The sequence below is a fragment of the Pantoea sp. EEL5 genome, assembly GCF_049892805.1.
GTDB lineage: Bacteria > Pseudomonadota > Gammaproteobacteria > Enterobacterales > Enterobacteriaceae > Pantoea > Pantoea ananatis.
On the sequence record NZ_JBNDNJ010000005.1, the window covers coordinates 228,819 to 247,343 of the forward strand.

Genomic DNA, 18,525 nt, shown 5'->3' on the forward strand with positions numbered 1-18,525 from the left:
CGCACCTGATAAAGACAGGGTTGTTTACGCTGACGGCCAGCGGTGACATTCAGACTCGGCGCAGTGCTGGCTGCGCTGGGAACGCCTTACAGAATCCTGAAAAAATCTGGTGAGGGCTCCCCGCGCTATCGGCGTTCTCTTCATGCTTCGCTCACAGGCCAGCGTCACCTTAGCCGATTATCCCGTCTCTGCGGCACAAAACAGGCTCTGAAGCGACATTGCACGTACTCTCCTTCACGCGAATATGGGCATTTTTTGCGCGCGTTTCTTCCTGACTCATGCTCGCGCGTTATTTACCCACATTCTGGTGATTCATTTTGGAATATGACAACCCACGACGCTCCGGCTTTTTAAACCACGTGGCGCTATAAAATGGACGGAAAGAGCAACAGGAAGGCTCTTTTTATACGTGGCTAAAGACGCCTGTGTTTCTGGCTAACGATGCTGGCTGATGATGGAATATTCAGTTAGGCCCCGGTTTCAGCCTGTAATTGTGCCCGATGTTATAGAATCACTTATCGCTTTGAACGTTGATGACAGACTCGCCTGGGGCACGTAAACCCGGGAAGTCTTTCCTGTGACAATTAGCGTGTTCCTCACGTGAAATAAGGTCATGACTCTCCGCTTATTGGATGCGCCATTTTTATCTTCTTCCTCTCTCCAATGCCAGCCTTAAAAGGCTATGGGTATTCCCGCTTCCCGAGCAATGATTTGAGTCAATTCGAGATCGTTATATTCCCGATTCCCTGTACGTTCTTATGACTGCGATATTAACGTTTGTTCATTGTATTAGCGGTAGACCAATCCTCTGGTGGGCTACGATTGTTCGATATTATTAATCAGTAGAAAATTCTTAATAATATTATTTTTTAGGATTAAAGATCGGTAAATTTGATCTTGTTTCGATCATTATTCCAATTTGGCGTGTATATAATTTTGGTCTCAAAAGTGTGTGCAGCAATAAATCGAGGGATGATGAGATGACGGATAGTTTTCAGAGTGAAGTGCCAAAGGCACGTATTAATTTAAAACTGGATCTGCATACGGGGGGCGCAAGCAAGAAAACGGAGCTCCCTCTGAAATTACTTGTGGCGGGCGACTTCAGTAATGGTCAGGAGTCTGCACCCCTGCCTGAACGTAAAAAAGTTAATCTGAACAAAAATAATTTTGACGCTGTGCTTTCTGAATATTCCCCAAAATTAAACCTGACCGTTAAAAATACGCTTGCCGGTGACGACAGCGAAGAAAACATCAGCCTGTCATTCCAGAGCATGCAGGATTTTTCTCCAGAGCAGGTTTCCCGCCAAATACCCCAGCTGAAGGCCATGCTTTCCATGCGCAATTTGCTGCGTGATTTAAAGGCAAATTTACTGGACAACCGGTTGGAACGGACGGTTCGGTTCTCCCCCCACTCCCGGATTTTATTCTGCCGCTGCTGCCGCAAGGGCAGGGCATGACGCCCCGTGGCAAAACCTTAGGCTATGCATGCACTCTTTTCACCCTTGCAGCCCTTGCTGCTCTGCTCAGCAGTGGCTGGAACAATCGCCAGCTGTTGCATCGCGTGAGCTTCGATATTTCCCGCTATGACCGTATCCCGATGCATGATTTTGAAGCTAAGGCCGCGGCCGTTGCCGTTCTGCGTGACGAGGCGGCAGAACTGGATATCCTCACCGAAGCTGTGCGCAAGCGTCCCTATAGCGTGGTCCTGCTCGATGAAGTGGAAAAAGCACACCGTGACGTGATGAACCTGTTCTATCAGGTGTTTGATCGCGGCTTTATGCGCGACGGTGAAGGGCGGGAAATCGACTTCCGCAACACGGTTATTCTGATGACCTCGAACCTGGGCAGCGACCACCTGATGCAGCGGTTGGATGAACAACCAGACGCCACCGAAGGCGACCTGCACGAACTGCTGCGCCCGATCTTACGTGATCACTTCCAGCCCGCGCTGCTGGCCCGCTTCCAGACGGTAATTTACCGCCCGCTGTCGCAAGCGGCGATGCGCACCATCGTGGAGATGAAACTGGGGCAGGTAAGCCAGCGCCTGAATCGTCACTATTGCCTGACCACGCATATTGATGAGAGCCTGTACGATGCGCTGACGACGGCCTGCCTGCTGCCGGACAGCCGGGTTGGTCAGAGCGCTTTTTGACGATCAGGTGCATGACTCCCGCGCGTGGTTTATGCATTACGCGCTTGGAACGCGGGAACCCTGGGGCAGCTATTTCCTGTACCGGATGATCTACTTCGGTAACAAATGCAATAAATCACTCTCTCCGTTGACCATTGCCGGAGATGTGGTTGGGGCGGCTACGCTTGTCGGTGGCGTTATCTTTAGCTTCAAACAGAAGGGAACGACGGCAAAACTGGCCGGTCTCGCCGGCACGGCCGGGCTGCTGACGCTGGAGTCTGAAGCAATGGATTATCTCACCGGCCTGGCAATTCCTATGGTCGACAACGCCGATGTGCTGAAAGCCTTTACCTCCGAACCTGGCGTTGTGACGGCGCAACAGACAGAAATCATCAGTGAGAAACGTCTGGAGATGGCGAAATCAATTATCCAGTCCGGATGGCTGGAAAAAGCACAATCGCTGGTGACAACCTGAGCAGGAGGCATTGAATGAAAAGGGTTATTCGTCAGGGGGACATCCTGAAGGAGTACGGCGGTAAGGTTTTGGTCGGGCACTATCTCTGCTTTGGTAAAGGGATTGCCGCTAAAGGGGATGCGGTTAAATGTAACAAGCATGGAATAACAGCCATCGCCGAAGGCAGTTCACTCTCGAAGGTAGATGGTCAGCCTATTGCCCTGCATGGACACCGTTGTGCTTGTGGCTGCACGCTGGTGAGCTCCTTTCCTGATTTTGGTATCGGACAGTGAGGGCCGTGCCACAGTATCCCGCCTGGAAAAAAGCCAAAAAGCCAAAAAGCCGATAAACCGTGGATGGCTGCTGGCAGGGGCATTTCTGATTTTATTTGCCGGGGCGGTGGGGGTGCTGATTGGCGGAGAAAATCGTAGCGGAATGGCTTTTTCAGCAATGGGCTTTGTTCTGATCTGCATAGGTTTTTTCTGGCTTTGTCAGCTGCTTTATTTCCGTCTCTCTTTGCATCATGCAATAGCATGGCAACGCAACGTTGCGCATGAGCAAAGTCGGTGGTGGGAAGATCATCAAAGCCTCTTTGGTCTGCAAGAAGTCCTGCTGCTTGGTCCTTCAGGCGCGGATATGGTGGATTGGCAAAGGGTGCTTAGCCGTATTCAGCGGCCCCCGGCTGAACGCCAGGAAACGGGTGGAAAAGCACTGCGTATTGCCCGCACCTTCTCTGCAGATAGCCTGACAAGGGAGCAACAGCTGGTTCGCGCTTTGGTGATGCAATGGAGGAGTACCCCGCGTGACAGGCCGCTTACGATCTCGCATTGTTTCTTTTTAGGGGATGCCTCTGTCTGGTCCGCTTTCTGCGAGCAAATGAAGGCGTCTTTTCCTGAAGTCCACCTGCCAGACCAACCTGAAAACTGGCAGGGAGAAGCAACGCTCGCGAGGCTTGCGACCCTGCTTCGTGAAGATGAAAAGAGTCAACATTTGGTGGTTGGGTGCGTGTCTCTCCCTGCTGACGCGAATAGCCCATTGCCTGCGGGCGAATCAGCCGCTCTCTGGGTGGTCGGGGCAGATGCTCCGGTGGTGATGCCCCGGGGTGAGTTTTATGATGCGTCTGCCTCAGAGCCATTGAACCTCATCTGTGAACGCGCGGTGGCACAGTGCGATCTTCACGACGATCCACCCGCCTGCGTTTTATTTTCACATCCTCAAATTACTCAGTTGGATGAGTGCGGCTGGAATACCACGCATAACCTACAGGACAGCTATTGGGGAATGCAGGGCAGCATGGAACCTCTCATTGTTATCTCTCTTGCTGCTCTTTTTGCCCAAACAGAAGCACAGCCATGCGGCTGGGTTAGTACCGATCCTCAACACACTCTCGCTCTTGGAATAGTGAAGCCACATGGAAAAGGATAACGCCCTTAAACCAGACGCAAGTATCTCTACTGCCGTAACGGTGATAATCACCCTTGCTGTTGTCACTTTGCTGATACTCTGCGGCGGTCTCGTATACTGGTATTTTTTTGCTGATATCTCGCTGGGCTGGGAATCGATTCGGCCCATCCTTATTGTCTGCGGGATTTGTTGGACTGCGTTAGTTTGTCTAATTACGCTGAGTTTTGCTGGCATTCAGCTGTGGCAAATTAGCCGGCTGAAGAAGCTCTCCTCTAAGGGAGTGAAATACAAAAGTCGCAAACACAACTTAAAACAGCAGGGGCTGAAAACCGAGATCGCGAGTGTTTTGCGTAAACGCTATAACCTCTTCTGGCGTCATAAAATCCGTCTGCTGCTGGTCACGGGCGAACAGGCTGCTATTGCCAAACTGCTGCCTGAGTTAAACGCTTATCAGTGGCTTGAAGGCAACCGCACCGTGCTGATTTACGGCGGCAGCCTGACGGAAGAAATCGATAAAGAAAAGTTTGAAGCCCTGCGTAAACTGCGCCGGGGCCGTCCGTTGGACGGGATTATTCGCGTTCTGGACGCTTCACAAAACCTCACGCCGCAGACCAGCGACAACGACCTGCGGGGGCTTGAAAAAATTGGCGAAGCGCTGCGCTATCAGCCACCGGTCTGGCTTTGGCAACTTTGCGGCAGCAATTGGTCGCAGGATGGACGTACCGAACAGGCGGTGGGCGCTTCTTTCCCTCTGGGGGCAAATCAGGAAGAAGTCGCGCAGCAACTGGAACAACTGCTACCGAAACTCACTGAACAGGGTACAAGCCAGGTGGCTGAGAATATCAGCTACGATTTTCTGCTGCGCCTGGGGCAGAAGCTTAAAGACGGCGGCATCGCCCGCTGGGCACAGCAGCTCTCGCCCTGGCTCTACAGTAACCAGCAGCGCATCCCGTTGCGCGGCCTGATGTTCAGTCTGCCGCAGGCGGCTGAAAACACGATGGCGGATGAGGCCGCCTTGCTGCCGCTTTCCCGCCAGCATGCCCTGACTCTGCCCGCCACCTGGCAGGGTATCGTGGACGACTGCGCCCGCGTGCGTGGCCGCCGGGTCGGCCTGGCGTGGGAACAGACCCTTGCCTGGACACTTATGACCATCATCGGTATCTGGGGCGCAGGAACCCTGCTCTCGTTTGCGGCCAACCGCCAGCAGATTGTCTCTGTGGCGCAGCAGGCGCATGCCCTGGTGGCGCATCCTGCCGTATCAGATGACCAGCTGGCCGGACCCTGCAGTGGGTATTGCGCTCTCAGCACGAAAACGGTCCGCTGGCGCTGCTGGACCTGCGCGGTTTCACGCTGCCGGATCAGATATTCAGTGTTGACAGCGCGATTGCCGATCGGGCGCTGATAGCTCACACAGGAAACAGTGACGCAGACGGAATCGAACCATGAGCACTCTACAGAATCTGATCGTGGCCTGTCAGGCTGACGATGCCCAGCTGCAGCAACAGGCGCAGAGACACACAGAAAACTGGCAGCCCTGGCTTGCTCCGATAACTGACGCCAGTCCGACCGGAGAAGACCCCGGCTATGACGATGATTTTCTCCGTATCCGGGAGGAGGTCAATAAGCTTTCCGGCATCGATACCGGGCTGATTTGCACACTTGCTGAAAAACTGCTGACCACCACAGCCAAAGATATCCGGATTGCCACCTATTACTGCTGGGCGCGTCTGCACCAGGACGGGGAAAACGGATTTGCCGAAGGGCTTGAACTGCTGGCGGGATTGCTACAGCGCTATGGAACGCAGCTTCATCCTCAGCGTGAGCGGAGCCGTAAACCGGCGCTGGAGTGGCTCGCAGGCTCCCGCGTTCTGGACAGCCTGTCACTCTGGCCGGAAGTAGTGCGCGACGATGCCCTGCGCACTGCCGGCGCACTGCTGCTTATTCGCGACAGTCTGGAGACCGAGCCGGAAGCGTCACGCCCAGAACTGAATACCCTGTACAGCGCGCTGGAGTCTCGCCTGATGAAAGCCGGTGGCATGGATGCCGTGGTCCCGCAAAACGCCGCTAATAAAGCAAAGTTGCAGGCCCCCTCACACATCACCGAACCTGACGCACCGCTACTGAGCCGTATCACGTCCGGTCAGGATCTGCTGGCCCAGGCCCGTACACTGACGGCGTATCTGCGTGAACAACCCAATGGCTGGCTTGCCGCACACCGGCTGATGAAAAGCCTGCGTCATGACACATTGCACAGTATTCCTGCCCCGGATGCACAGGGGAAAACCCGAATCGAACCGCCGCGCGCTGACCAGCGGGCGATGCTCAAACGCCTGTACCTGCAGCAGAGCTGGCTGGAGATACTGGAGCAGGCGGACAGCACCTTTTCGCGCGGTGCCAATCATCTCTGGCTGGATTTGCAGTGGTATATCCATCAGGCCCTGGTGAAGTCGGGTCAGGACATCTTTGCCGATATTATCACCGCCGACCTGAAAGGGCTGCTGCGTCGCCTTATCGGGCTTGAAACGCTGGCCTTCAACGACGGTACGCCGTTTGCCGATGAAGTCACGCTGAACTGGATAAATCAGAGCGTGCTCGACGATATGCCGGGCTGGTGTGATGAACCGGTCAGTGCCGTCAGTGAGACAGATAACGGTATCCTGGCACTTGAACCGGAAGCGCTGGAGAAAGCGGACACTGACGGCCTGGATGCCACACTTCACTGGCTGCAGACCCGTCCGGGCACCGACGCCACGAAAGACAAATGGTTGCTGCGTTTGCTGATGGCCCGGGTGGCTGAGCAGAAGGGAAAGAATGAACTGGCCCTGCATCTGTTGGAAGAGCTCGACAGTGCCGCGCAGTCCATCACGCTCACGCAGTGGACACCGGCACTGTTGTTTGAAGTGAAATCCCGTCGCCTCAGACTGCTGCGCATAAAAGCCAGCCGTAGCGAAAGCGATAAAGCGCGGCTTCAGTCTGAGATGGATTTACTGCTGTCCTCTCAGTGCTGGATAACATGCAGCGAATCCTCAACTGTCGCGCCGGAACGCTGGCGCATTTGCCGGATTACGGTTTGCCGGACATGACGAAAATCCTGCAAGGCATGCCAGGTACGGCCCATGAAATGATGGGCACCTTATCTGCACTTCTGCTCAAGTATGAGCCACGTCTGAAAAAAATAACGGTTGTCATGCTGGAACAGAAAGTCCCCGGAGAGCTGAGCTATGCCATTGACGCTGAACTCAAAGGTATAGGACTGGTGCGCTACGGCACCGAGTTTATGCCAGAGGGGCGGGTCCTGTTGAGGCATCTTAAGCAACAGCAGTATCTTGATACCTTAACCCGTCTGTGAAGCCTGATAACGGCCTGTCAGTACCCTCACGTTTCCTCAAAAAACGGTACATCCAATCCCGTCGTCACCGGGCGTCAGGCCAGTCTCGCTGAGTTTCGCCCGGGCGTGGTGCATTTTCAGAAACCGATAGATGCCTGGCTGAAAGATACCGGGCTGAATATGGCGCCGTTCACAGCCCCAGGATTTCCCGCGATGGTGCGGCCGCGCGCGAAAGGGAACATATCGCAAATCTGGCCGCGCGACAGTCTCTGCAGCGTTCCGACTACGCAGAAAGCGAAACCGCAATATTTTCCACCGCTACCGACACGTCAAATGGACAACTGGTCATGAATGACATTACTCCACGTAAAATCAAAACCGGTGGCGACCCGCGCACGCTGCCGGATTATGCTTCCCTGCGCAATGAACTGAGCAAGCTGTCACATCCGGCGCGGCCTGATGTGAACTGGCTCTATGTCGAAAAGCTCTGCCTTTCACTGTTTGAGCAGAACGGTGTGGAGTTGCAGAGCGCGGCCTGGTATACGCTTGCCCGTATGCAACTTGCCGGATTATTCGGCCTCAATGAAGGTCTGGCGATACTGGAGGCGCTGATCAGCCATCAGTGGTGCGCACTTTGGCCGCAGCCTGTTCACGCCCGAATGGAAATTCTCAGCAGTTTGAGCCAGCGCCTGCAGCAACGGATGCGCTCGCTCCCGCTGAATTACAGCGACCTCGGTCAGTTGTATCGGGCAGAGCAACGTCTCACCGTTATGGTGGAGGTGCTGCAGCGTCTGGAGCTAAAACATCTCAGCCAGTTGGATACGTTGCGTACCCTGATGCACAACAGTGCTGTCCGGCTGGAAAACAGCGATGACACAATCCCGACAACGGCGACGAGTCAGCCAGGTTTCGTGCTGCCTGCCCCCCTGGTGAAGGACGCGGGAATATCAACAGGTTCTCAGGCTGGCGGGCCATTTGAAAACTCCTCAGGGCCAGGTAGCTCAGTGAAGTGGGTGTACGTTGCGCAGCCGGAACACCAGGCCAATGTGGACGTACTGGCAGCAATAACGGCGCCGGTAAAAAAGTGGAAACCCTTTCTTGCCGGGATGAGTACCATGCTGGTAATAAGCACAGCCACAGTGTGGGGCTGGCACGATCTTCACCGGCCTGACCCGTTACAGACTCAGCTTGCCGCCTCCCTGGCGCCTTTACCTGCCACTCTCACGCCTGAACAGGTGATTAGGTTGCGTCAGCAGATTCCCCTGCCGCAGGACTTTATTGCACAGACGCAGCAACAACTGACCCGTCTGGACCAACTTTCGCCAGGCTGGAACATTGACTACAGTCGGCAGCTTGTAGAGCAGGCTCAGGCGCTATGGCCAGAGCAGGCGAAACCGCTGGCGCAGCAATGGCAGCAACAACGCTATGCTGCCGCTTTGCCAGCAGAGCAGCTAAATGGCTGGTTTCAGGGAATGATGTCACTCCAAAAACTGAGTGACAGACTGAACGGACTTGATGAACAAAAGGGAAAATACATGACGGTCAGCGAGCTGAAATCAGTGGTTTTTTCCACTATGCAGTCCTTTAACCAATCCATACCGGTTGAAGAGCAACTGCGGGCATTGTCACAACATCCTGCGGGCGAACCTTTACCTGCCGCTGCCCGGTCTCAACTGGAAATGCACCTGAAGCAACTGACGGCCCGTTATGCTGAAATAACACACCAGGTTTCACAATAAAGGTGGGGTAAAAACTTCACGAGGTTCAGTCTGTTACCCTACGATTTTCCCTTTCGGTAGCGGGCGATCGCGCGCTGCTTAAAACAGGTATCTTGCGACGTCAGCAAGTCAGTGAGTGCGGTGCATGACAAAAGGCGTCTATCGGAACGGCACGCTGTGGCGATGATTGCAGCCATCGCTTGCAGGAAAAAGCGGGTTTTGCAGAACAGTACAGGGCAGCGGTTGCGCCAAGGGAAGGTTATGCAAAATTGTCTGGTGAAGGTGTCTTATTGAAGTGTGAAGACCGCCCAGCAGGTAGCGATGTATCTGACCTACAGGAGAGAAATTTTCAAAATAGCGCGAACATTAATGCTACCGGAAAACTCATAGGCCAGGTTGCACCAACCAGAAAAGCACTCAACAGTTTGATGCTGAGCTTGTCTTTGGCGATAAAGAAGGTGATGAGTGCCGCTACCGAGGCAACAATGCCATAGAAGACCAGCATGTGTTGATAAAGTGTCATTTTTGCCTCAATACCTGTTTAAATGTTTGATGCAGATCATGCGGATTTTTGTGATTCAGATCAAGTATCAGGCCTTTTGTGTAAATAAAAAAAAGGCGTCAGACCGGTTTGCTACCGGCAATCGGGCGCTAAATACTGGCGATTTCACCCTGAAAGATGACAGTAAAATAAGCCTTATTCCCCTTCACAGGCCGATCCTGAAGGCCTGTCGCCTCTGGCGAACTGCGGTTTTTATTTCTCTTCTCCTCTTTTCTGTGGGCTCCTGTCGCACTTCTCTGTCGGGTTTTGAGACATATACTGTTTCATTGTGGATTGGATGAATTTCGCTCTCGTCCCAGGATAACCTCTCGATAACACAGGAGTATCAGGTGAAAAAATTTCCTTATCTGTTGTTAATCTTTTTATGTCCTGCTGCATTGGCTTTAACCCTGCAGTCGAAAGACTTCAGCGATAATGGCTTGTTAGATAAAAAATTTGCCGGTGCGAATAAAAGTAATGCGGCCTGCACCGGCGAAAACGTATCACCCGAACTTAACTGGTCAGAGAGTCCGGCCGGTACCAAAAGCTTTGCCTTACTGATGACCGATCCCGTGGGGGCTAAAGGTCTCGGCGTGAGTCATATGGTGGCTTACAACATTGCTTCTGAACGCAGTGCTTTTGCTCAGGGTGAACTGACAACGGGGAAAGGTTACACGGGTGGGAAAAACTCACCGGGCACCGCCCATTACTACGGCCCCTGTCCGCCTGTCGGTTCAGGCATTCACCACTATAACTTCGTGCTGATTGCCACGGATCTTGCACCCTCTGCGCTTGAACCGGGTTTGACTCATGACGAGCTGATGAAGAAACTCAAAGGACATGCCCTGGGTGCGGCCAGCTCGGTGGCCCGGTTTGGTAATGACTAGACTGAATGTACACATAAAAAAACACCCTGCGGACAGGGTGTTTTGGATGAAAACGGCGGATTATTTCGCGTCAGCTGGCGCGGGTCGATCGGATTCAGCCTTTCTGTCCATTTTATTAATCAGGCTTTGGGCTTCGGCTTCGCTTGCGACAGCAGGAGAAGAGCCGGTTAAGGGCTTACGGGCCGTTTCACGTACCGTCAGAATCGTCAGTAATCCCACCACACCTGCAACCATCATGTAGTACGCCGGCATCATGGTATTTTGCGTGGTATCAACCAGCCATGCGGTAAGTAAAGGCGTGGTGCCGCCAAACAGTGAAACCGAAAGATTGAAGCCGATCGCCAGTGCACTGTAACGAATATCAGTGGCAAAAAGCGCGGGTAGCGTTGAGGGCATGGTGCCACTGAAGCAGGTGTGCAGAATACCCAGTATGAGCAGGCCGGCAAAGACTGCCCACATATTATGTGAACCGATCAACATAAAGCTGGGGATAGCGAGCAGGATCAGGCCCACTGCACCGAAGCCAATCACCGGGCGACGACCAATTCGATCGGTCCAGCGGCCCCACATCAGCGTTAACGGCATCATGACAAACATCACGATCATCACCAGCAGCAGCCCGCTGAGCTCAGGTAAACCCAGTACGCCGGTAAGATAGCTGGGCATATACGAGGTCAGCATGTAGTTGGAAACGTTAAACAACAAGACCAGCCCGATACACTTCATCATGGGCACGCGGTGCTTACTTAACATCTTGAAGAGCGTCAGGCGCGGTTTACTCTGCTCCAGCTCCTCCTGCTTCTGCATATGTTGTTTGAAAGCCGGTGTTTCCTCGAGTTTCAAACGCACATACAGGCCGAACAAGCCAAGGGGCGCGGCAATAAAGAAGGGCACGCGCCAGCCCCAGGACATCATGGCTTCTGATGAGATAAAGCTCGTCATTAAGGTCACCAGACAGGCACCCAGCAGGTAGCCGCCTAATGTACCGAACTCCAGGAAGCTTCCCATAAAACCACGACGTTTATCTGTCGAATACTCTGCGATGAAGGTTGCTGCACCGCCATATTCGCCACCGGTAGAGAATCCCTGAACGAGTCGGGCCACCAGCAGCAGGATGGGTGCCATGATGCCGATTGAGGCATAGGATGGAATGATGCCGATGCAAAATGTGCCTATCGACATCATGATCATGGTGATGGCCAGCACTTTCTGACGTCCGATTCGGTCACCCAGCGGACCGAATACCAGACCGCCCAGTGGGCGGACTAAAAACGCCGCTGCAAAGGTACCAAAGGTCGCGATCAACTGAATTGCCGTATTGGCATCGGGGAAAAAGACCTTACCAATGATAACAGCCAGGTAGCTGTAGACGCCAAAGTCAAACCACTCCATGGCATTACCTAATGCGGCGGCACCGACAGCGCGTTTTAACATGTCATTATCGATAACGGTTATGTCATCAACCGTGAGTTTTTTTTGCTTTTTATTCCAGAAATGTTTTTTAGGCCTGGGTGACGATGAACGGTTTGTATCCATATTTTCCTCAAACTACTTAAATGAAGACGACCTATAGCTTTCGCAGCCAGTCAGCGAGGTTAACGGAAATAAAGGAAGAGAAAGCTATAAGAGGCCAGTGACATTAATGATAGAGCGTTCTTAACCGCAGCGAGAAAACATAGTACATGAATGTAATTTTTTGCAAGTAATCAGGAAAAAAGAGTGATTAATAAGTGAGATAGGCATAAATCATTTTTTACCTTTGTTTACATTTTGGTACATCTGATGGTGCCTGAGTCCCTTTTAAACGGTATTCAGGATGGCGGATTCGCCTATAGCATGCGGTATTCAGGGGCAAACCAGAATCCGCCAGCGTGAGATTGCTGGCAGATTACCCTTAATTATGCCGGTTCAGCCGCCGGCGTTCGTCCGGTGCTCCACCACAGCAGTAAGGCCACCAGGGCGATACAACCCAATGCGCTAAAGGCAATACTGTAGGAATAGCGAGCCACAATCAGCCCCGTCATCGCCGGGCTCATGGAGGCACCTACGCCTTGCATTAGCATCACCACACTCTGACCCGCATTAACGTGCCCGCTTCCGCGCAGCAGGGAGACAATGTAGCCCGGCACGGCAACGCCCAGTATTCCTGCCGCAATGCCATCAAGCACCTGGACTGGAATAACGAATAGCGTCTCTGGAAATTCTGCCGCAATAAGCGCCCGAAGCGGCATCATTAACAGGGCCGTCATGATCAAATAGCGATAGCCAATTTTATCCACACGGCGTGAAACGTAAATCGCGACAGGGATCATCACCAGCTGAGAAATAACAACCGTTGCCGCAGCATACAAACCGGGATCGACCGCATCTGGCCCGGTTGATGAGGCAACGCGCATACTCAGCATGGGCAACAGTGCGGCGTTGGCCAGATGAAACAGCAGTAAAGTCAGACCGGTTACCAGCAGTGCGGGTTTGCGCGCCAGGATCCACAGGCTCAGAGTCGGCTTTTGAGACTGATTGTCTTCTAATCCGCGCGCAACCTCATGATTGATATCCTCTCCACGTATCGCCAACGTCGCGATGGCGGCAAAGACGGCCATTATCATCATTAAAATGAAAACGGCGCCGAGCCCCCATTTCCAGGCAGCGAATCCTGCCAGTACAGCCGCCAGAGTGTTTCCGGCATGGTTGTAAGCCTCGTTCCGCCCCATCTGGTGGTTGAACCCTTTTTGCCCCGTCAGGCCCAGTGTTATCCCTGCTACGGTCGGGCCAATAAAGGCGGCAGCAATACCGGCAACGATCTGTGAAATGATCGCCGTCCAGGACTGGTTGCTGTACCAGAGTAATAAGGTCGCAACGGTAATCACGATGCATCCTGTCAGGATGACAAGACGTTTATAGCGCGTTGCATCCGCCACCACGCCTGCGGGCAACGTTGAGAGGAGCCCTGCAATGCCGCCTGAGGTCATGACCAGGCCTATTTCATCCGGGCTCCAGTGGCGTTCTGTCAGAAAAATGCCTAAAAATGGTCCCAGACCGTCTCTGACGTCGGCCAGAAAAAAACTCATCAGACACAGTGCCTGAAGTGACCGTTGTGACATGTGATTTTCCCTGTAGCAATAGTAAGGTTTGGGTGACCAACACATTTCAATAAGTAACGCAATGAATCATGGCAGCAAAAATACCAAGTAACATAACGTTAAAGTTACAAAATGAAAAAATTCACTTTTTATGTAATCTGGTCTAGCGGCGGTGCGGTCTGAAGGCCGTTCTGCGGTGAGAGGTATCCATGCAGGGGTACACTGTTGTCCACCTTCTCTGGCGGCGTCGACAACTGTCCCGTTTAAGGCGTTTCAGAATCAAAATTTTCTGCTGTGAGCCCGGTTAGACTCAGAGGACGTGAGAGGCTGAAGAAGGCGAAGCCCTATGTTAAAGACACGAAGCCATGTGCAGGGCATTCCTGCGTTCACTGGGGTAATCGGGCAGGCGGTAAGCTTATCCTTGCCGTACATGGCTATTTTTCCCATAAAGAAGATCAATGCATTGAGATTCTGGCATCTGAGGCTGTAAAAGCGGGATATAGCATACTGATTTTCGATCTTCCTGCTCATGGTGAAAGGCGTCATGTAGAGTCTGAATGCCATGTAACATAAGCCGTTGATGACATTAAAATCATGCTTGCTTATGCTCAGAAACGATTCAGTGCAACGGCACTATTTGCCTGCAGCATTGGTGCCAGTTTTAGCATGATTGCAGCTCAGAAAATAAAAATAAGTCAGGCATTATTTCTTTCGCCTGTTATCGATCTCGACAGTCTCATCAGAAAAATGATGGTCAAGGCTGATGTTGATGAAACCCGGCTCAATCGCGAGAAGGTCATCATTGCTTCTGACGGCACGGTTTTTCGAGCCGATTATCTTGCGTATCTTCAGCAGCACCGGTTTTCGGGAGAAAACTTGCCCCTGAATATTATGGTTGGAAGCCAGGACCAGATTGCCGATTTCAGTGCGGTTGTCACCTTTGCACACCGCCACAAAGCGGTACTAACGACGGTGCAAGGGGCTGAACACAATTTCCATCACCCTCGGGAACATCAGGCGTTGAGGGCGTGGGTTCAGCGCATTTTACATAAGTGAGTTAATTATCTAAAACGTAAGGGTTTTGCGGGTCCCGAACCCAGAATGTCACATCGCTTATCCAGTAAAGACTCAACGGAGGCGCGATTGCCTTTATCCCAGCCGCGACGGGTTGCCAGCAGGATGAACCCTTTTTCACCCGAGAACGTTGTCGGCACTAACGCGACGCCATATTCAGCCAGCATAGGCGGCGTCAGGCGAAAGTAGTGAGCAACGGACGCGATAGGGTAAATGCCCATCGCTGTAGGTTGAAGGACACGGCGAGCGTAATAAGTATGCGTTAAGAGCTTATCGGGCAGGGGATGCCACGCATCCTGAATATAGGGACGTTCAGCCCTTAACTGCCTGTAAACATCTTCTCGCAGGCAGGTGAGGTGGATATGTAGCTGATTCTGACTGCGGCCCCAGGCCGAGTTGATTGCCATGCCCAGCATGTCCTCCGGCACAGGCCTGCCGTATTGAGACATCAACTGATAACGCATCAGCCAGGCGTAGCCGAAATAATCTGGACGGCCAGGCATGAATAGCCACGGGCTTTCAATACCGGATACCGGAATCGTGGGAACCAGAATGAAATGATAGGGATAACGAGGGTTTTGAATAATGCTAAAACCCTGCCGTTTGCCCTCTGGAATATAGATTTGCTGACAGGGTGACGGGTGGCCAGTGTAGTGATAGTTCACCATGCAAACGTTGTCTGTCACCGCCCATAATGCATCTGAGCGTGCGCATCCCGCCAGCGTAAGTGCCATTATAGTCAGTACCATCAGGCGAAAGAGCAGACTTAGCATAAACGCAGCCGTTCACTGTCAGGTACCGGCAACGTTTCACAACCTTTGATTTTTTTAACGCTCACCGCCCTTGCTGCCATATCGCCTTTGTCCCTACGCCTGAGCGGATTGGAATGCCTCTACGTTAGCGCCACTCCGTTATAAACACCATTGGGTTGACCAGAAAGTACTGAAATATTATGACCTAACCTGCCCATCCGATTCTGGCAGCACAGGCATAAAGGTTATAATGACGTTATATTATCCGCCATATCTCATTACTCACCCTGTGAAAAAGCGATTAAATTCTCTCGCAATCAACGAATGGTTAACTGCGTTAGCGTGGTTAATAAAACATCCACTTTAGGCAGAAGCTGCTTACGCCGGGGCCAAATCACACTGAGTGGCAGCCCCTCGGGTTGCTGCTGCGGCAGTAAGATTTCCAGTTCACCACTGTCAACGGCGTTCTGTACCAGCCACGAGGGCATTTGTGCAACGCCTAATCCGGCAATTACTGCCTGTAGTTGTGCATCCACATCAGCCAGCGCCATGCGAAAGGGAACGTCCCGCCAGTACGAATGACCGTCTTTACCACTAAATAACCAGGGTTTTGGCGTGTTATCGGCCCGTTCATACAGAATGGCCCGATGCTGCATGAGTGCCTGTTCATTTTGCGGCCGTCCTTCGCGTTCCAGCCACGCTGGCGAGGCACAAAACACCATGCGTTCACGACCAATATGACGGCAGCCCATTGATGCGGGTAAATCATCTGAGCCGCCAATTCTGACCGCAACGTCGATGCCTTCATCAAACAGATCGATGAAGCGATCTGAAAAACTCATTCTCAATTCAAGCTCGGGATGCTGCTGACAAAACGGAATCAGCAACGGCATCACGTTCAGCCGGCCATAAGTATGCGGCACGGCCAGTCTCAGACGGCCGGAAGGAATAATCCGTTGCGCAGCCAGGACGGCTTCTGCTTCGGCCAGCTCTTCCATGATGCGTAAGCAGGTTTGGTAATAGGCGCTGCCCGCATCCGTCAGTTGCAGTTTTCGCGTTGTGCGTTCGAGCAGGCGCGAGCCCAGTCGCATCTCCAGTCGGCTAACGCTTTTACTGATGGCAGAACCCGTGACATGTAAACGGGCAGCCGCAGCGGTAAAACTCCCGCTTTCTACACTGGCCACAAAAGGAACAATGTCTTTAAGACGCTGATCGTGCATGATTGATGAACTCAGGTTGATAATGATGTGAATTATTACCCAAAATAGGAATGAAATTCTCTATTACGCTTAGCATTACGCAAAAAGAGGAGAATTAACATGCAAAAGCAGGCTTTGATTGTTGGAATCAGTGGTGTGATTGGTCGAGCGTTAGCAGAAAGGCTAAATAACGAAGGCTGGCAGGTCAGCGGGTTGTCACGGGGCCGCAGCGCGGTACCTGAGGGCTGCAGCAACCTCACCGCAGATTTAACCGATCCTGAAGCGGTAAAAACGGCATTGAAAGCGGTCAAACCTGATGCAGTGTTCTTCAGCGTCTGGGCGCGCCAGGACAGTGAAAAAGAGAATATCCGCGTCAATGGCGGCATGATCCGCAACGTTATTGAAGCGCTTGGCGAACGCCTCCAGGGCGCACATGTGGCGCTGGTGACGGGCCTTAAGCACTATCTGGGGCCATTTGAAGCTTACGGCAAAGGCGCTGTGCCGGTCACGCCTTTCCGCGAAGAGCAGGGTCGTCAGCCGGTAGACAACTTCTATTATGCCCAGGAGGATGAAGTCTTCGCTGGCGCCGAAAAATATGGCTATCGCTGGAGCGTCCACCGTCCGCATACCATCATTGGCTATGCGCTCGGAAATGCCATGAACATGGGGCAGACTCTGGCCGTTTACGCCACCTTATGTAAAGAAAAAGGCTGGCCGTTTATCTTCCCGGGTTCACCCGAGCAATGGAATGGCGTGGTGGATATGACCGACGCCGGTCTTCTGGCTGAACAACTTGAGTGGGCGGCGACCAGCCCGGCCGCGGCAAATCAGGATTTCAACGCGGTAAACGGTGACGTTTTCCGCTGGAACTGGATGTGGCCAAAACTGGCGGCGTATTTTGGTCTTGAGGCTGCCGCTTATCCGGCGAAAATGATGCCGCTTGACGGGCGCATGCAGGAGGCGGCCAGCGTATGGCAGGCGCTTGCTCAGCGTGAAAACCTGCGTGAACAGGATATCACGCGTCTGGCCTCATGGTGGCACACCGACGCGGATCTGGGGCGACCCATGGAAGCCTTCACCGATATGAGTAAAAGTCGCAAGGCGGGCTTTACTGGCTACCGGAGCACTCTGGATTCCTTCACTCAGCTTTTCGATAAGCTGAAGCATGAGAAAATCATTCCTTAATCATGTCCTGGAGCGCCCCGACGGGCGCTCATTACCGCTGCGCTTATTGTCTATACTGATATCTGACTTTTTCAAGGGAGCAGGACGATGACGACATGTTTTATTATTGGCGCGGCGGGCAACGTTGGCTCTCATCTGACGAAACAGCTCAGCGCTAAGCAACATGCGGTTTCTGCACTGCATCGTAAATCTGAGCAGGCTGAAGCACTTAAATCCGCCGGAGCGGTTCCCGTGGCGGGGGATCTCCAGAAGCTGACCGTGGATCAACTGGCGCAGAAAATGGCCGGCCACGATGTGGTGATTTTTAGCGCTGGGGCGGGAGGCGCGGGGATTGAGCTGACCAACGCCATTGACGGCGAGGGGTTGTCCCTGGCGGTTGCCGCAGCCGAAAAGGCCGGTGTGAAGCGGTTTTTGCTGGTCTCAGTCTTCCCGGATGCCGCACGTGGCGAAAAGACATCTGAAGGTTTCGAAAATTACATGCGCGTGAAGCGACTGGCTGATGTTCGCCTGGTCGAAAGCCAACTTGACTGGGTGATTCTTCGTCCCGGTACGCTAACCAATGTGGCGGGGCGCGGCACCGTACGTGCAGATTTTGCCATTCCTTACGGGTCGGTCCCGCGTGAGGATGTGGCCGCCACGCTGGTGGCTCTGGTCGAAACACCGCAAATTTCGCGCAAAATTATTGAGCTGACCGAAGGCGACGAAAGCATAAGCGACGCCATGTTCCGTCTGCAACGATGATAAAAAAACGGCCCCTGTAACGGGGCCGTTT

The 18,525-nt window shown here is 53.0% G+C and carries 14 protein-coding genes and 4 pseudogenes; 13 read left to right on the forward strand and 5 right to left on the reverse strand.

Annotated features, from left to right (window positions below; genetic code table 11):
• Positions 1-980 precede the first annotated feature (980 nt).
• From tssB to ACPXSQ_RS18465, 9 genes and pseudogenes are all read left to right on the forward strand, one after another.
• Positions 981-1,457 (forward strand): type VI secretion system contractile sheath small subunit, encoded by a 477-nt coding sequence (gene tssB, locus ACPXSQ_RS18425; RefSeq protein WP_426144213.1) that lies wholly within the window; start codon positions 981-983, stop codon positions 1,455-1,457.
• A gap of 140 nt (positions 1,458-1,597) precedes the next feature.
• Positions 1,598-2,128 (forward strand): annotated as a pseudogene (locus tag ACPXSQ_RS18430) (AAA family ATPase); the annotation flags it as partial.
• Positions 2,127-2,606, forward strand: a pseudogene (locus ACPXSQ_RS18435) (DUF2235 domain-containing protein); the annotation flags it as partial. The pseudogenes ACPXSQ_RS18430 and ACPXSQ_RS18435, both read left to right, overlap by 2 nt.
• A 14-nt stretch (positions 2,607-2,620) precedes the next feature.
• On the forward strand, positions 2,621-2,878 hold the full coding sequence (locus ACPXSQ_RS18440; RefSeq protein ID WP_133344964.1) for a PAAR domain-containing protein: 258 nt from the start codon (positions 2,621-2,623) through the stop codon (positions 2,876-2,878).
• Positions 2,862-4,010, forward strand: a complete 1,149-nt coding sequence (locus ACPXSQ_RS18445; protein ID WP_426144214.1) for a hypothetical protein — start codon at positions 2,862-2,864, stop codon at positions 4,008-4,010. The genes ACPXSQ_RS18440 and ACPXSQ_RS18445 overlap by 17 nt, the downstream gene beginning before the upstream one ends.
• Positions 3,997-5,262: pseudogene (locus ACPXSQ_RS18450) on the forward strand (type VI secretion protein VasK); the annotation flags it as partial. The gene ACPXSQ_RS18445 and the pseudogene ACPXSQ_RS18450, both read left to right, overlap by 14 nt.
• Before the next feature lie 169 nt (positions 5,263-5,431).
• Positions 5,432-7,072, forward strand: coding sequence for a type VI secretion system protein TssA (gene tssA, locus ACPXSQ_RS18455; RefSeq protein ID WP_426144215.1), 1,641 nt, complete (start codon positions 5,432-5,434; stop codon positions 7,070-7,072).
• Positions 6,982-7,338: pseudogene (tssE, locus tag ACPXSQ_RS18460) on the forward strand (type VI secretion system baseplate subunit TssE); the annotation flags it as partial. The gene tssA and the pseudogene tssE, both read left to right, overlap by 91 nt.
• Positions 7,339-7,664: 326 nt before the next feature.
• Positions 7,665-9,056: a VasL domain-containing protein gene (locus ACPXSQ_RS18465; protein ID WP_426144216.1), complete on the forward strand. Its 1,392-nt coding sequence runs from the start codon at positions 7,665-7,667 to the stop codon at positions 9,054-9,056.
• 328 nt (positions 9,057-9,384) lie between these two features.
• Here ACPXSQ_RS18465 and ACPXSQ_RS18470 read toward each other — a convergent pair whose 3' ends face one another.
• Positions 9,385-9,558: a GhoT/OrtT family toxin gene (locus tag ACPXSQ_RS18470; RefSeq protein ID WP_014333244.1), complete on the reverse strand. Its 174-nt coding sequence runs from the start codon at positions 9,556-9,558 to the stop codon at positions 9,385-9,387.
• 368 nt (positions 9,559-9,926) lie between these two features.
• Between ACPXSQ_RS18470 and ACPXSQ_RS18475 the strand changes: the two genes are divergently transcribed.
• Positions 9,927-10,463 carry a YbhB/YbcL family Raf kinase inhibitor-like protein gene (locus ACPXSQ_RS18475; protein ID WP_019105898.1) on the forward strand — a complete coding sequence of 179 codons (537 nt, stop codon included), beginning with the start codon at positions 9,927-9,929 and terminating at the stop codon, positions 10,461-10,463.
• Between the two features lie 60 nt (positions 10,464-10,523).
• On the opposite strand, the gene proP is transcribed toward ACPXSQ_RS18475, so the two are convergent.
• Entirely contained in the window at positions 10,524-11,999 is a 1,476-nt protein-coding gene (gene proP, locus ACPXSQ_RS18480; RefSeq protein WP_089528434.1) for a glycine betaine/L-proline transporter ProP, read from the reverse strand.
• 362 nt (positions 12,000-12,361) lie between these two features.
• Complete coding sequence (locus tag ACPXSQ_RS18485; protein ID WP_014598266.1) at positions 12,362-13,564, reverse strand: MFS transporter; 1,203 nt, start codon at positions 13,562-13,564, stop codon at positions 12,362-12,364.
• Positions 13,565-14,137: 573 nt separating this feature from the next.
• On the opposite strand from ACPXSQ_RS18485, the gene ACPXSQ_RS18490 reads away from it, so the two are divergent.
• A complete protein-coding gene (locus tag ACPXSQ_RS18490) occupies positions 14,138-14,599 on the forward strand; it encodes a hypothetical protein (RefSeq protein ID WP_240678607.1) in 462 nt (153 codons plus the stop codon).
• 5 nt (positions 14,600-14,604) lie between these two features.
• Here ACPXSQ_RS18490 and ACPXSQ_RS18495 read toward each other — a convergent pair whose 3' ends face one another.
• Both ACPXSQ_RS18495 and ACPXSQ_RS18500 read right to left on the reverse strand, forming a co-directional pair.
• Positions 14,605-15,390 (reverse strand): CDP-diacylglycerol diphosphatase, encoded by a 786-nt coding sequence (locus ACPXSQ_RS18495; RefSeq protein WP_072139175.1) that lies wholly within the window; start codon positions 15,388-15,390, stop codon positions 14,605-14,607.
• A 296-nt stretch (positions 15,391-15,686) separates the two neighbouring features.
• Positions 15,687-16,589 carry a LysR family transcriptional regulator gene (locus ACPXSQ_RS18500; RefSeq protein WP_013027955.1) on the reverse strand — a complete coding sequence of 301 codons (903 nt, stop codon included), beginning with the start codon at positions 16,587-16,589 and terminating at the stop codon, positions 15,687-15,689.
• A 99-nt stretch (positions 16,590-16,688) separates the two neighbouring features.
• On the opposite strand from ACPXSQ_RS18500, the gene ACPXSQ_RS18505 reads away from it, so the two are divergent.
• Both ACPXSQ_RS18505 and ACPXSQ_RS18510 read left to right on the forward strand, forming a co-directional pair.
• The gene (locus tag ACPXSQ_RS18505) at positions 16,689-17,753 is read left to right on the forward strand and encodes an SDR family oxidoreductase (protein WP_014333237.1); all 1,065 of its coding nucleotides are present in this window, start codon (positions 16,689-16,691) and stop codon (positions 17,751-17,753) included.
• 87 nt (positions 17,754-17,840) lie between these two features.
• Positions 17,841-18,494, forward strand: coding sequence for an SDR family oxidoreductase (locus ACPXSQ_RS18510; RefSeq protein ID WP_014604677.1), 654 nt, complete (start codon positions 17,841-17,843; stop codon positions 18,492-18,494).
• The last annotated feature ends 31 nt before the right edge of the window (positions 18,495-18,525 follow it).